This is a genomic window from Acinetobacter sp. UC24323, from assembly GCF_024151445.1.
In the GTDB taxonomy this organism is placed as follows: Bacteria; Pseudomonadota; Gammaproteobacteria; order Pseudomonadales; family Moraxellaceae; genus Acinetobacter; species Acinetobacter baumannii.
On the sequence record NZ_JAHIBY010000007.1, the window covers coordinates 234809 to 249295 of the forward strand.

18 protein-coding genes and 1 pseudogene are annotated in these 14487 nt (G+C 39.7%); all 19 read left to right on the forward strand.

The window, feature by feature from the left end; genetic code table 11:
* Nucleotide 1: 1 nt before the first annotated feature.
* Entirely contained in the window at nucleotides 2-370 is a 369-nt protein-coding gene (locus KNQ97_RS11660) for a glutamate 5-kinase (RefSeq protein WP_253612275.1), read from the forward strand.
* A gap of 8 nt (nucleotides 371-378) precedes the next feature.
* A complete protein-coding gene (locus KNQ97_RS11665) occupies nucleotides 379-792 on the forward strand; it encodes a hypothetical protein (RefSeq protein WP_253612276.1) in 414 nt (137 codons plus the stop codon).
* On the forward strand, nucleotides 758-1126 hold the full coding sequence (locus KNQ97_RS11670; protein WP_253612259.1) for an HK97 gp10 family phage protein: 369 nt from the start codon (nucleotides 758-760) through the stop codon (nucleotides 1124-1126). The genes KNQ97_RS11665 and KNQ97_RS11670 overlap by 35 nt, the downstream gene beginning before the upstream one ends.
* 1 nt (nucleotide 1127) lies before the next feature.
* Nucleotides 1128-1526: a phage tail terminator-like protein gene (locus tag KNQ97_RS11675; protein ID WP_253612260.1), complete on the forward strand. Its 399-nt coding sequence runs from the start codon at nucleotides 1128-1130 to the stop codon at nucleotides 1524-1526.
* A gap of 1 nt (nucleotide 1527) precedes the next feature.
* Entirely contained in the window at nucleotides 1528-1740 is a 213-nt protein-coding gene (locus tag KNQ97_RS11680; protein WP_253612261.1) for a hypothetical protein, read from the forward strand.
* A 106-nt stretch (nucleotides 1741-1846) separates the two neighbouring features.
* Nucleotides 1847-2782, forward strand: a complete 936-nt coding sequence (locus tag KNQ97_RS11685) for a phage tail tube protein (RefSeq protein ID WP_253612262.1) — start codon at nucleotides 1847-1849, stop codon at nucleotides 2780-2782.
* A 50-nt stretch (nucleotides 2783-2832) separates the two neighbouring features.
* On the forward strand, nucleotides 2833-3366 hold the full coding sequence (locus KNQ97_RS11690; RefSeq protein ID WP_253612263.1) for a hypothetical protein: 534 nt from the start codon (nucleotides 2833-2835) through the stop codon (nucleotides 3364-3366).
* 328 nt (nucleotides 3367-3694) lie between these two features.
* Entirely contained in the window at nucleotides 3695-3877 is a 183-nt protein-coding gene (locus KNQ97_RS11695) for a type II toxin-antitoxin system HicA family toxin (protein ID WP_004700309.1), read from the forward strand.
* A 64-nt stretch (nucleotides 3878-3941) separates the two neighbouring features.
* A complete protein-coding gene (locus tag KNQ97_RS11700) occupies nucleotides 3942-4346 on the forward strand; it encodes a type II toxin-antitoxin system HicB family antitoxin (RefSeq protein ID WP_004700312.1) in 405 nt (134 codons plus the stop codon).
* 107 nt (nucleotides 4347-4453) lie between these two features.
* Nucleotides 4454-4801: a hypothetical protein gene (locus KNQ97_RS11705; protein WP_188137449.1), complete on the forward strand. Its 348-nt coding sequence runs from the start codon at nucleotides 4454-4456 to the stop codon at nucleotides 4799-4801.
* Nucleotides 4802-4887: 86 nt separating this feature from the next.
* Nucleotides 4888-5418 carry a hypothetical protein gene (locus KNQ97_RS11710; RefSeq protein WP_188137450.1) on the forward strand — a complete coding sequence of 177 codons (531 nt, stop codon included), beginning with the start codon at nucleotides 4888-4890 and terminating at the stop codon, nucleotides 5416-5418.
* A 96-nt stretch (nucleotides 5419-5514) separates the two neighbouring features.
* Nucleotides 5515-9573 carry a tape measure protein gene (locus tag KNQ97_RS11715; protein WP_253612264.1) on the forward strand — a complete coding sequence of 1353 codons (4059 nt, stop codon included), beginning with the start codon at nucleotides 5515-5517 and terminating at the stop codon, nucleotides 9571-9573.
* Nucleotides 9574-9648: 75 nt separating this feature from the next.
* Nucleotides 9649-9984 (forward strand): hypothetical protein, encoded by a 336-nt coding sequence (locus tag KNQ97_RS11720; protein ID WP_253612265.1) that lies wholly within the window; start codon nucleotides 9649-9651, stop codon nucleotides 9982-9984.
* A complete protein-coding gene (locus tag KNQ97_RS11725; protein WP_253612266.1) occupies nucleotides 9971-10315 on the forward strand; it encodes a phage tail protein in 345 nt (114 codons plus the stop codon). Before KNQ97_RS11720 ends, KNQ97_RS11725 begins: the two co-directional genes overlap by 14 nt.
* 52 nt (nucleotides 10316-10367) lie before the next feature.
* Entirely contained in the window at nucleotides 10368-11543 is a 1176-nt protein-coding gene (locus tag KNQ97_RS11730; protein WP_253612267.1) for a hypothetical protein, read from the forward strand.
* A complete protein-coding gene (locus tag KNQ97_RS11735; protein WP_253612268.1) occupies nucleotides 11530-12336 on the forward strand; it encodes a phage minor tail protein L in 807 nt (268 codons plus the stop codon). Before KNQ97_RS11730 ends, KNQ97_RS11735 begins: the two co-directional genes overlap by 14 nt.
* A gap of 6 nt (nucleotides 12337-12342) precedes the next feature.
* Nucleotides 12343-13098 carry a C40 family peptidase gene (locus KNQ97_RS11740; protein WP_253612269.1) on the forward strand — a complete coding sequence of 252 codons (756 nt, stop codon included), beginning with the start codon at nucleotides 12343-12345 and terminating at the stop codon, nucleotides 13096-13098.
* Complete coding sequence (locus tag KNQ97_RS11745) at nucleotides 13082-13747, forward strand: tail assembly protein (protein WP_253612270.1); 666 nt, start codon at nucleotides 13082-13084, stop codon at nucleotides 13745-13747. The genes KNQ97_RS11740 and KNQ97_RS11745 overlap by 17 nt, the downstream gene beginning before the upstream one ends.
* A 56-nt stretch (nucleotides 13748-13803) precedes the next feature.
* A pseudogene (locus tag KNQ97_RS11750) lies at nucleotides 13804-14487 on the forward strand (phage tail protein); the annotation flags it as partial.

The window sequence follows — 14487 nt, forward strand, 5'->3', positions numbered from 1 at the left end:
TATGGGCTTACGTGACGAAATTCAGGCAGATATTGCTGAAGAATTTAATGATGATTTAGCGGACGCCGTTCATTCTTTTACTTGTGACCGCGTTATTAGTACCAACTGGAACCCTAAGACAAATACTTCAGAAGACGTTGTTGAACATTATGAAGGCCGTGGTGTTCTGTTCGGTTCATACAGTCAATATGAGATCCAAACACTTGGAGTACTGGCCACCGATAAAAAGGCAACTGTGCTGCAGAATGAAATTACCAAAGAGCCGATGATTGATGATGAATGGAGTACGGCGCAAGGTACATATCGCATCATGCATATCAAACAAGATCCAATCAGTGCAAGCTGGAAATGTCAGCTTCGAAAAGTGTAGGGGCTAAAATGGTTAATACCGATTATGTTCCAGAGTGGTACATCACACCTTTTCAGCATGTGCAATACACGCTTGCTAGAAATCAGCTTCACATGGATTTGTTATTTGAAGGTATGGATGAAGCCGATCAATTTTTGGATATGGGAGCTGATGCACAGGTTAGTACTTTTTCTGATGGTGCATATGCAATCGTCCAAATTGGTGATACGGCGGATAAAGACCAAATTCAAGTATATGGATTGCTTTTACATGAAGCGGTTCATATCTGGCAAATAGTTAAACGGCGAATGGGTGAGCGCGATCCGAGTGTTGAGTTTGAAGCCTATTCAATTCAAGCGATAGCTCAAGACCTTTTTGAAATGTTCGAAGCAAGTGAGGTTAAAAAACATGGGGTGGAAGGGAGCAAGGCCGAGCAGCTTTAGTTTTGAAGTTGAAAAACAGGCAGATGAGCATGTAAAGAAAATCACTATGGATACAGTGCAATCACTCGTTGTTTCAAGTCCTGTTGATACAGGAGCTTATCGAGCTTCACATATTGTTTCTATTGGATCTGGTGATTACGGTGTGCGAGACCCCTCAACAAATGCAGTGCAAGATGCCGCGATTCAAGCTGTTAAGTTTAAGTTGGGGAGTTTGATCTATATTCAAAACAACCAGCCATATGCTGAGCGCTTAGAAAACGGTTGGTCCGATCAAGCAGCGCAGGGCATTTATAGCACAACGTTTACTTACATTACTCAAAAGTACGGTGGCTAAAATGGCAATGACTTTAGAGCAAGCTAGACAAGCTATCGTGGACCGAATGATGAGTTTTACAGGGATTTCTCAAGATAGAATCCAGTATCCAAATGCACCAGGTTTTACGGCACCAACAAAAGGTGTGTGGTGTCGTTTAACCATTACGGGAGGACCAAGTTTTATAGCTGGACTAGGGGATAAGCCGTGTACACGCCGTACTGGTAACATCTTAATTCAATGTTTTGCCCGTCCTAATACTGGAGACAGGGAAATAACAGAACTTAGTGATGCATTGCTGGCACATTTTGAATATTTCTCAGTCGAACATTTAGAGTGTTTGAATGGACAATCCGTTTATACCGGAAAAGATGCTGACTTCATTCAGTATAATGTGACGATTGGATTTAGGGTGAATTGATATGTCCTGCATGCTTACGCAAGAAGAAATTGAAATTAAACGGCAAGAACTGGAACGACACTTGGCAAGTGTAATGGCTGAAGAGCTGAATAAATGGCAATTAGCTAATAAACTATGTGTTTCTGATGTGAATATACGTTTAGCCGATGTTAGTAGTCTTGGCGGTGCAAAGCATAATGTAGTAACTGGAGTAAGTGTCGATCTAGATGATTGATTTTTAAATTTTAAAGATATTACCGCCTATGAGCGGTTTTTTTATGTTCCAAATTTTGTAACCACCTTTCGAGGTGGTTTTTTTATGCCTATAAGGAGTAAAAGCCATGTCGAGTGGTGCACGTCAGATAACACAAATTGCAAGAGAAACTACGGTGGGTGTAACGCCGACGCCGTTTGCTCGGACGACTTTTGAATTTACAGATAATGGCTTAGATGCCACAGTTTCTAAAGAAGAGTCAAAGTCTATCACTAGTGGGCGCATTGCTCGCTCATCAATGATTACAGGCGCTGAATATGCTGGTGAATTAAAATGCGAAGCAAAATATAGCCAACTTGTGCAAGATTTAATGGCAGCGGCAGCTTTTAATAGCTGGTCATCCAATGTCCTTACTTTTGGTGGTTCGCTTCGTCAAACTTTTTCAGTACTTCGCGGCTTTGAGGATGTTAATGACTTCCACGTATTCCGAGGTTGTCATGTAAATACATTCAGTATTGAAGTTCCTGAAGCTGGATTTATTACGATGGCTTTTGGCCTAATGGCTTTAGGTCGAACTAACTTTTCAGCGCCTCCAGCTGGAGCAGTAACCCCAGCAGATAATAACCCTAAGCTATCTAATGTATCTGTGGGTGAAATCTTGATTGATGGTGTATCTCAAGCTGGTATCTCTTGCTTGACTGCATTCTCATTCAAATGGGATAACACAATGAAGTTACAGAAATGCTTAGGCGAAGGAATCAATGCCCGAGCTATTTTAGAGACCCTTGCTGATGGTACTGGTTCTTTTACTGCTGCATGGTCAAGAAATACTTCAGACATGTACGAAAAACAATTCACCAATGCAACTATTTCTTTGAGAGTCCCAATTACTGATACTTTAGGGAATTCTTATGAAATTTTTATTCCTAAAGCAGAAATTACTGCGACTTTGCCAAGTGGTGGAAACAGCGATATTTTAAACTCCTCGTTTGAATATAAAGTTGCTGATGAAGAACCGACAATTACACGTATTCCAGCGCCTGCAACTAACCAAAATCCTTAATTTAATTTACCAATAGCAGCCTTTATGGCTGCTTTTTTTTGGAGCTTAATATGGCTTTAAAAGTAACAATTCAAACAAGCAAAACTGTCAGTAAATGGCGAGAATATACGGACACGGAAGGGAATGTACTAGCTGAGTTTAAAATTCGTGGATCTGGATATAAGCCATATCAAGTGGCATTAGAGCGTGCGAATAATCAGATTACCTCAAAAGGTTTTGATGTCAGTAAGGCTAGTAAAGACGATAAGCTTTATCATGAATTACTTCTCGAAGCTGCAGCATGTCACTTAATAGAAGACTGGAAAGGCGTAGTATTTGAAGAAAAGATAGAGGGCGGTGAAGTTATTGAAACTGAGCCTGAGTATTCACCTGAAAATGCCACGAAGCTTCTTAACATGGGCGACATAGGTATTTCAATTTGGCTATACGTAAAGCAAGAAGCTGAAGATATCCAAAAAGAAGCGGATGCATATAAGGATGATGTGGTGGGAAAGTCCTCCAACTCTACAATTGGTGCAAGTTCAACTCAGAAGAAGAAGCGAGCGACTACAACGCGAAGCAGACAGCGATCGCAAAAGCCTTAAATCTTCAAGCTGCGAAGGTCATTGAGAAACCGGAGTACTCTTATACATCAAATGCGATTCTTTCTGCATATAACGTAATTTCACGGTCTAGGCGATATGAGCAAGGGATTCCGCTTTCTTTAGATATTTCGGCTATCTCTGCATACTGTGAGCACTATGAATTACCTGTAGACAGAGACATCTTTAATGATTGTATTTTTGCAATTGATAATCTGTTCCTAGATGAGTCACATAAAAAATCAAATAACTCTAAAAAATAACCCTAGAGGTATTTACTAGAAATAACTCTAGGGTTATAATTGCACCATCAAGTTAATAAGGGGACGGTGTGAAAAGTCTGGATTTAATCAAAATGATTGAAGCAGACGGTTGGTATGAGGTTCGGGTTACAGGAAGTCATCATCACTTCAAGCACCCAAACAAAAAGGGATTAGTTACTATCCCGCATCCTAAAAAGGATTTACCAAGCGGAACTGTTAAAAGCATTTTGAAGCAAGCGGGTCTAACGTGACCCGCTTCAATCAGACACATATAGTCCTATTTCGCAGTACGATTTTGTACAAGAGGTGAGTGCAATGTTGTATCCAATTGCTATTGAGAGAGGTATCGACACTGAAGCCTTTGGTGTCACCGTTCCAGATATTCCAGGATGTTTTAGCGCAGGCGATACATTAGAGGAAGCTATCGAGAACGTTAAAGAGGCAATTTCTGGCCACTTAGAAATTCTTGCTGAAGATGGAGAAGAAATTCCATTAGCATCGGATGTCAGTAAGTTTATTGACCAAGAAGATTATAGAGGTATGATCTGGGCAGTTACTGAGGTTGATGTCAGTCGTTATTTAGGTAAGCCGGAAAAAATCAATGTAACTTTACCTAGCCGTTTAATTCGGAAGATTGATGATAACGTAGGTAAAGATAAAAGATTTAAAACTCGATCAGCATTTTTGGCCGCCGGTGCTGAAAAGCTGTTACATGCTTAATGTAGTGAAGCCACTCAATCGAGTGGCTTTTTAATGTCTGAAAAAAATAAAGATTTAAAAGCTGTAAAAATATATAATCTAAACAATGGATTATAAGATTTAAAAATATGTTAGCAAAACTTTTATATGCACTGGGGTTTTCTATTTTTATTGTGGTTTTAATTAGCTGCACTAAAAAAGTTGAAATAAAACCACTTCCTCCTTCAGTTGAAGAGGAGTATCTAACTTCAAAACATGAAATAGATAAGATGCTTGATGCATTAAATAATCATGATGTATCAAATGATGAGAAGCGAGAAATATTGTGTAAGACATATCCCGAGGTCTACAAAAAACACTATATGCCAGCTCTACTCAAGCTATCACCTGATACATATACAGAGGAAACTTTATTAAGAGATTTTGAGGCTGTGATTAAATTTTATAAACAAGCTTGGTCTATTAAATGTATTTAATGATTGAAAAAATCAAAGTGGTTGGTGGGTAGTTTTTAAAACTTTGAACTGTTAAATTTTACCCATTAATTTAGATGGAAATTTTCATGAGAAAAATATTATTAATCATTTTAAGCTTAATAGTTTCTACTCAAATTTTTGCAAAAGACAAATATGATCCTGAATGTAAGATCAGTGGCTTTGATAATAGAACCATATGTAGTGTTAAGGAATATGGTGTTTACGTCTATGATAAACCAACAGTTTTAAGCTCGGTTTCATTTGGTGGGGTTTGGACAAGCGCAGACCCAGATAATATTGGATTAACGTTTAGTCTTGGCGACATATCATCTTTAATAGAAAGTATTTCCTTTAATGTAGATGATGAAATTCAGAATTTTAAAGTTTCAATTGATTCCACTAAATCAGTGCATATGGGAGGATCATTATGGAAATCTACTGGAGTAGTTGTATTACCGAAGATTTACATAGAGAAAATGCTAAAAAGTAAAAATGTAAAATTCAGAATTGTTACGGTATCTAAAGGTTATCGAGAAGGTTCATTTTATTCTGAAAAAGGGCAGGCTAGTGAGCCAGTAAAAACTTTAAATGCTTTGATGAATAAGATTAAAGAATAAGGTGCTTTAGGGATGATTTAACCTAAAGTATTACTAGTTTAGTTAGATAAAAACCCACTCATTGAGTGGGTTTTTTGTTGCCTGGAGAAAAGTGGTATGGCACAAGAATCTCGTTTAGTAATTGTCATAGATTCAAAAAATGCTGAACGTAATGCGCGTAATTTAGGCAACGAACTCGATAGTATAGAAAGAAAAGGTGAGTTCGCTTCTAAGTCCATGGATGGCTTGTCGGTAGCAACACGAACACTTGCTGGTTATATGGCTGGGTTAGTTACTGCGGGTGAAGCTGTTTCAAAAATGGATGCTTACACTGGACTTCAAAACCGTCTAAAGCTTGTAACCAAAAACCAAACAGAACTGAATAAAGCTACTGAAGATACTTTCAATATTGCTCAAAAAACTTATTCGGCTTGGGATTCAGTTTTGCAGGTTTACCAGCGCTTTAGTGACAATGCGAAAACCTTGAATTTGACCATGGATGATACTGCTCGATTAACAGAAACAGTCTCAAAAGCAGTGGCAATTAGTGGTGCTAGCGCGTCAGCAGCAGATGCTGCTTTAGTACAGTTCGGGCAGGCTTTGGCTAGTGGCACTTTGCGTGGTGAAGAACTGAACTCTGTAATGGAGCAAACACCAGCTTTAGCAAAAGCAATTGCGCAGGGTATGGGTATCACAGTTGGTGAATTGCGTTCTGTTGCTGCTGAAGGAAAAATTACTTCACAGGAGATCGTTAAAGCACTTAAAAATGTTCAGAATGATGTTGATACATTATTTGCTAAAACAGATGTCACTATTGGGCAGTCATTGACCCTTTTGAATAATCAAATTACAAAATTTGTAGGTGAGGCAGGCAAAGGATCGGGAGCAGCACAAACTTTAGCCGGTGGTATTCAGTTACTTGGCAATAATCTGAATGTCATCATTGATGGCGCAATAGTTGTTGGAATTGGCTTTATAACAAAATCTATCTTAACTAAAACAGTCGCCGTTAAAGCTAGTATCGTCGCGTCTGCTCAGCAAAGAGCAGCTAATCTTGCAGAGGCACAATCTCAAGTACAGTTACTGGGTGTAGAAGCAATGCGAGCAAGACAATCTGCTGCATTAACTCTCACTGAGTTGGGATTAGCTCGAGCAGAATATAATGCAGCATTGAGTGCCAATGCACGTGCTGCAGCGATTCAAAGACTAACCGCTGCTGAAATCGCCCATAATATTGCTGTAAAAGAAGCAACCATTGCGACAACAGCTTATTCGGTAGCTCAATCTCGATTAACTACAGTAGCCACTTTAGGTAGTAGAGCTTTAGGGCTGGTGGGTGGGCCAATAGGTGCAATTACACTTGGAATTACGGCTTTAGCTGCAGGCTATATGTATTTCCAAGATAAAGCAGCAAAAGCAAATCAAAAACTTGAAGAACAGGCAAAAGTTGCGGAAAGAACAGATGAAGCTTTAAAGAAATTATCTGGGAATGACAAGACAAAAGCCGTTAATGATTTAACTACTGCATTCAAGGCTCAAAATGAAGCATTAGAAAAATCCTCGTTTGCGGTCGGTGCTGCTTTAATTGATATCGAAAACTATGCACGAGGGAATAAAGAAGTTGAAAAGATTTCCCAATATGCAAGAACTGGAACAATCAGTTATTCAGAAGCTATTGAGCGTTTAAATAAAATTAAATTGCCTACGGATCTGTATGAAAAACTTAAAACACAAGCAGCGCAATATGATGAGAATTCGTCCAAAGCTAGCTTATCTGCAGAAAAGCTAAAACTATTCGGTGTTGAAGTTAGTCTTGCAGGTAACAAAGCGCAGAATGCGGCAGTACAAGTAAAGAATAATACAGATGAATTGCATAGTAATGCTAACGCAGCCGATCGTGCGGCTAAAGCACAAAAGGGTTATTTCGATAGTCTTCGTACTGAAGTACTTAAATCGAATGAAGAACTAGCATTATTAAATCTTGGATACAGTGAGGAAACGGTTAAAAAGATTCTTGAGTTGCAAAAAGCTAAGCAAGCGGTAGCACCTCCTGGTACAACTGCAATTGTCACTAAAGAGGAAATGGATATAGTTGCTCAAGCTCAAAAGGCCCTTGATGTACTTAAAGACAAAAAGGATGAGCTAACTGCTGCCGAGCGAAAACATACAAGTGAGCTAGAAAAACAGCAAAAAGTACTCAGCATTAATGCAAAAGTTCAAGCTAATGCAGCGAAGTACAATTTTTCTGGCATTGAGTCTAAGTACAATTTGCCAGCTGGCACCTTATCTGCAATCCATATGATTGAGTCACGTGGTAATGCTAGAGCTTACAACAAGTCTACAGGTGCAACTGGTGGGTTCCAGTTTCTAGAAGGTACTGCAAAGCAATATGGTGTAAAAGATCGTTATGACTTAGCTCAGTCTGCTGAAGGTGCAGGTAAGTATATGTCTTACCTTTTAAAGCTCTTTAAGGGAGACTTGGAGAAGGCTGTACGTGCTTATCATGCTGGTGAAGGTAATGTTCAAGAGGGTAAGGGTATTGGCAAATACAACAACCAATACTGGAAAGACTTTCAGGGCTATATGGCTGGAATTAATGGCTATACAGCTGGCGACATTTCTTCTAAAGACTTTGATAAGATCATTCAAGACGCCACCAAAATGGCAGAAGAACAGGCTAACTTGCGCCGTCAACTGGAAAACGATGTAGCCAATGAAGTAACCAAGATTAGAAATGATCTTGCTAAGAAGTTGGAAGATGTTGATAAAGCTAATTTTAGTCCTGAGCGTAAAGAGCAAATTAAGGCTGAGCTACGGGCTCGTGCAGATAATGATATTGCAATTGCAGAGCAAGCCACAAAGTCTAAGCTAGATTCTTACCGTGACTTTTTAAAAACAGAAGAACAGCTTTTAACAGACAGTTTTGCAAAACGTCAGTTTGAAGCTGCTCATGATCTAGAATTAACAAAGGAACAAAGAAAAGCGGCAGTAGATTTACTTGCAAAACAACTGCAACAAGAATTAGCACTAATTCAGATAGCTCGAGAGCAACGTTTATTTCAGGCCAGACAGTTCTTGTTTTCAGAAGTTGATGCCATTAAGGAAAGGTATCGTATTGAACGGGAACAGATTGACTTAACTACTAAGGATGAAGAAGAACGACGGGAACGCCTATCTTTATCTAAGGCGCAAGAACGTCTAGAGATTCTAGATAAGGCTTTTCAATCTAGTAAAAATTGGGATCAGACTAAAGCCGATATGACTGGTAATAGTCAGCAATACCAACTAAACCAAACGCGCACTGATCGGAGGGCTCAATCTCTAAATTTAGCAAATACTCAAGTAGCTGCACTTGATATTCAAGCTAAAGATCCAAATGCAAATTTAGTAGCTCTGAATGCACAACGTGAACAAATCATGAAAGAACACTTTGAGCGTTTGAAACTGATTGAATCTACTTATCAAAATGATTCAATGAATCTCCAATTGGGTTATGGAGCTAGTGTCACAGGGGCTTTGGCTGGCATGTTTAGAAATATGCTAGGTGAGTCATCAAGTGCTTACCACATTCTTTATGAAAGTCAACGTGCATTCGCATTGGCACAGGCTGGAATGAACATGTGGAAAGCCGCTTCAGATGCTTACGCAAATGAGCCAGGTACATGGTACCAAAAAGCGGCAGCAGCAGCGATCGCGACAATTAAATCAGGAACCTTTGTATCTCTTATCCAAGCTGCAACCCCGCAAGGTTTTGCGGATGGTGGTTATACAGGTAACGGCCTAAAACACACTCCAGCAGGGATTGTGCATAAAGGTGAGGTTGTTTGGTCGCAAGAAGATATCAAACGCTGGGGTGGTGTAAGCGTTGTTGAAAGCATGCGTCAAAGCAAACCAAGCGGTTATGCAAATGGAGGTTATGTTTCTAACAATACAACTGACGTTATAGCAACCCGACGGGAGGCACGACAGTTTGATGCGATTAATTCTGGAAGAATTGAGAAGTCTCAACCCACGGTGACCATTATCAATCAGACTTCGGAAAAAGTGGATGCTACCTCTGAATGGGATGGTAAGGAGTTAACAGTTATCTTAAAAGAGTATCAGAGACAAAATGAGGCAATGGTGGATGCAAAGATTGAAAAACGATTCCGAATGTCCAAACGACAGGGATGGTAAAGAAATCACATTGCTACCATCATAAATTAGCTTGAACCCACTCGAACGAGTGGGTTTTTTAATGGGAGTACAACAGTGAAAAAGTATCTTATGACTTTTCTGCTTGCTTTATTGATAACTGCAGTTTTTTACATAAGTTTAAGTTTGATTAAGTCTAATCATATTGAATATGCAACTGGTTTCGTCTTTGGGTTGTCGTTCACACTCATTTTTCAAAAACAATCTAAGAGTTCTAAAGTTGCTGACTTAATAGGCAAACAAGTAAAAGAATGGGCAGCTCGTGAAAGTAGGCGTGGTGGTTTATTTGCACCTGACCAAGATACGACTAATCTGGAAACTTGCAAAAAACGTTTTAAAGATAGACCAGTAATTATGAAAATCGATTGGCCAAAAAATTATGAGCGACCTTAAATTCACATTTGAATGTGACTTAGATGGCAATAGTAATACCCAGCGCTTTAATACGTTATCAAGCAAATTTGGTGACGGTTATGAACAAAACATTGCTGTAGGCATAAATAACCGAGCTGGTGAATGGACTTATCAAAGAACGGCTTATAAAGCCGAAATTATGCAAATCAAAGCATTCTTCGACCGACACAAAGGTGCGGATTCTTTCCTTTGGGATTCACCACTAGACGGTGAAGTTCGAGTTAAAACAAGTCCTGAATATCAACCGCGCCAAATTGGCGGTGATGTATGGCAAATCTCCACGACTTTCACCCAAGTTTTTTACCCTTAATTTAAACCCCTTTAAAGCCCCTTGTTAGGGGCTTTTTTATGCGAGTAAGAAAATGACAATTCAAACAGTGAATTTAGGCACAGCGCCTACTGGCGCAGGCGGTGATACTTTCCGTTCAACTGGCGCAAAAATTAATGAAAACTTTACGAACTGGACACATGCTGCAAGTCGATATGTTGGAACTGCTGCTGGAAATCTAATGGAAGTTGGTGCTTATGGTCTGGGAGGGGAAGCTAACTTTTATACCGGCAGTGCAAATAATTTTTATGATACTCATAAAGACAAGTCTGGTTTTTTCTTTAGTAATGTTTCAAACGTAGATATTAACGGGAAAAAACTGCCTAATTACTTTCCTTATATTGTTTCTTCAAAAGTGGGCGCTGGCATATTTGCAATCGGGGCCTCAGTTACTGATAACCGAGTTTCATTAATTAAGGGTTTAAATAGTGAAACATACCCTTTGCAATTAGTTGATTTATGGCACACAGGCATTACGACTATTGATAGTAATGGGTTTATTAAAGCTGCATCCCCAATTGTTAAGTTATATGCAAATAGGATTGAGTTGAATGATGAAGCTGCTGAGCAGAACATTACTTTTGAAAAAATCGATGTAGGTCATTATTTGATAAAAGGCAGCTCAGGATTTTCGAAAGAAGGTTGGTGGATTGAGATTCCGACTGACACCCATGGCAACAAGATTTGCGCTGTTGAATATCAAACTTTAGAAAATGGTGATCTTGAAATTAAAACTTTCAAGAAAAAGCTAAATGAAGAGGGTGACATTGTTGCTAACCTTGATGCACCAATTGATATTCCAAACAACGCCAATGGCGAACCGCGTTGGATCGATATTCGTTTAAATGAGATTAAGAAACCAGTTGTAATTAAAACAGCGCGTACTGAAAAGCAGCCAAGGATGGTCCAGCAAATTAAATATGCTCCGCAGCTGACTTATATCACTAAATACGAAGATTTATTTGATGATGAAGGAAAAGCTGTAATTGTGGATGGCAAGAACTATAAAAAGCCAGTAACCCACATTCAAACTGATCAAAACGGCACACCCATCCTATCAAATCAACCAGTGATGAATGAAAAAGGTGAACCAGTTTTTGAGTGGGTTCAAGCTGTTGACGGTGAAGGTAAACCTATTTTTGATGATGTACCTGTTTTAGATAAAGATGGAAATCCAATCTATGACGAGGTGATTTATGACCCTGAATAGTGATTTCCAGAAGCTGTATGTTGATGGATTAATTCATTTGTATGAGTTAGATGCCAGCTCACTTGGAGCTGGCATTTTACGTTTCCACGGGCATATAGCTTTTCAAGACTGGGAAAAAATTTACTCATCAATTGGTTCAAGTGGTCTGATCGGTGCCGACTCTGGCAGCATTGGAAAGATTTTTGATACCGGTGATCAAAAAGTTTGGAACCGCAATATTATCTGGCAGGGTCAAGTTTTTGAGCCTATGGCTTTGGAAGTATCTGGGCTTGAAATGCGTTCAGATGGTAAAGCTTCAGCGCCAACTTTAAGCATGGCCAACAATATCAACGGCATTCAAAATGCTGTGTCTGCTTACTGTTTACAGTTTAAAGACTTTGCTGGTGCAAAACTTAAAGTTATTACCACTCTTGCTAAATACTTAGATGCTGAAAACTTCACAGCAGGCAATCCAACTGCATCGAATGAATCAAAAGAGCAAATCTGGTACATCGAGCAAAAGACATCTGAAAATGCACAACAAGTGACTTTCGAGTTGTCCAATCCAATCGATTTTGAGGGTTTGAAAATCCCAGTTCGACAAATTACTTCACTTTGTCATTGGTGCATGGTAGGGAAGTATCGGGGCGAAGAGTGTGGTTACACAGGTGTTGCAATGTTCACTGATAAAGATGAGCCAACAGATAATCCGGCACTTGATCGATGCGGAGGACGTTTACGTTCTTGCCGATTGCGTTTTGGTGAAAATAAACCGCTGCCGTTTGGTGGGTTCCCGGCTTCAAGCTTATTGTGAGGTTTTATGAAACTTACGGCAAAAATTAAAAAAGCAATCATGGCACATGCGGATGAATGTTATCCACAAGAATGCTGCGGCGTGATAGTTGGTAAAGAATATATTCATTGTCGCAATATTTCTAAAAACTCTGATCAATTCGAAATTCATCCAGAAGATTTAGCTATAGCAGAAGACCAGGGCGAGATATTAGCGTATGTGCATTCACACCCTGACGGAACTACAAGAGCCTCAGAACTAGACTTAATTCAGATTGAGTTACATCAAAAACCTTGGGTCATTTGTTCCTATCCGGATCTGGATTTTCAAGTTTATGAACCTTGTGGTTATCGTGCTCCATTGGTCGGAAGAAACTATATTCACCATTATCAGGATTGTTATGCATTGGTTCGTGATTTTTATGACCGCGAACTTGGTATTAAATTGCCAGACTTTGAACGAAAAGATGGCTGGTGGGAAGACAAAGATCATCCGTCAATATTGATTGATAACTTTCCGAAAGCCGGTTTCTATGAAGTGGACACTCCGCAATATGGAGATATGTTGATTTGTCGAGTACCACGAACAGAACACCCAAATCATTGCATCATTTGGCTTGGTGATAAAGCAATGCTGAAGTCCGAAGATACTGAACCTTGTATTGGCAATACATTAATTTTGCATCAGCTTCACGGCCGTAAATCTATACGTGAAATCTATGGACCGCAATGGTCAACCAGAACGGTAAAAATCTTGAGGCATAGAGATGTTAAAAACAATTAAGTTGTACGGCATCTTGGGGCAAAAATTTGGTCGTGAATTTAAGCTCGATGTCGCAAATACTCGGGAAGCCATGCGTGCATTATCTGTCCAGATTGCTGGCTTTGAACACTTTATGTTGCATGCTCATGAGCAAGGCCTACGCTTTGCCGTATTTTTAAAATCAAAGAACTCAAGTAATAAGCGAGGCAAGAAAAGCCCAGCGATTTATGACCACGAAACTAAGCGGCTCATTACCGGCGATAATATCGGTGAAGAACAGCTTGATATGAATACTGAAGCTGAGGTTATTCATATTGTTCCGCGTGTAGTTGGTGCAGGCGGTAATGGAATATTACAGACTGTTTTAGGTGCTGTGATGGTCGTGGTGGGGGTTTTAGTAACTGTAGGCACATTGGGCGGTGGAGCACCACTCGGTGCTGCATTGATTGGTTCAGGTATTGGAATGATGCTTGGTGGGGTGGCCATGATGCTTATGCCAAAGGTTGATACGACTCAAGATCAAAACCAAGACGGCAATAGAGCAAATAAGGGCTTTGGCGGTGCAGTTACCACCGTTGCTCAGGGCAACCCAGTACCTATTTTATATGGCCAACGTGAAATTGGTGGTTTCATTATCAGTGCTGGTCAATATCCTGAAGATCAGATGTAAATTTTAATTATTTAACAGGCGCTTTCTAGCGCTTTTTTTATTGCGTGAGATTTCTTATGAATGCAGTAGTAGGCGCAAAAAAAGGCAGCAATAAACAACGGCAACCTGTCATTTCACCAGATTCTGCTCAATCGAAAACTTTTATTAAGGAGCTTCTTGGACTGTCTGAAGGAGAAATTGAAGGTCCTGCAAATGGACTTCAGTCAATTTATTTAGAAGAGACTCCACTTCAGAATGCAGATGGAAGCCTTAACTTTGAAAATGTAAAAGTAGATTTTAGAAATGGTACTAATGATCAGGAATACATTGAGGGTTTTCCTGCAGTAGAAAGTGAAACTGCCATCGATGTGGAGTTAAAGTCTGAAACGCCGTGGGTTCGAGCTTTTAGTAATCTTGATCTCGATGCAGTACGCCTGCGCTTAAAGTGGGGTCCTTTGCGTACTCAGAATGCTACAAATGGTGATGTATCAGGCGTAACGATCGAATACGCAATCGATTTACAGACTGATGGAGGTGTCTGGACTGAAGTACTAAAAACCAAGATTTCTGATAAAACTTCTGCAAATTACGAGCGAGCACACCGCGTTGATTTGCCTCGAGCTGATTCTGGTTGGCTTGTACGTGTACGTCGTCTGACTCCGAACTCATCTTCTGAATATATCAGCGACAAGATGTATATTGCAGCTGTTACAGAAGTGATCGATGCGAAATTACGTTACCCAAACACAGCATTATTGGGC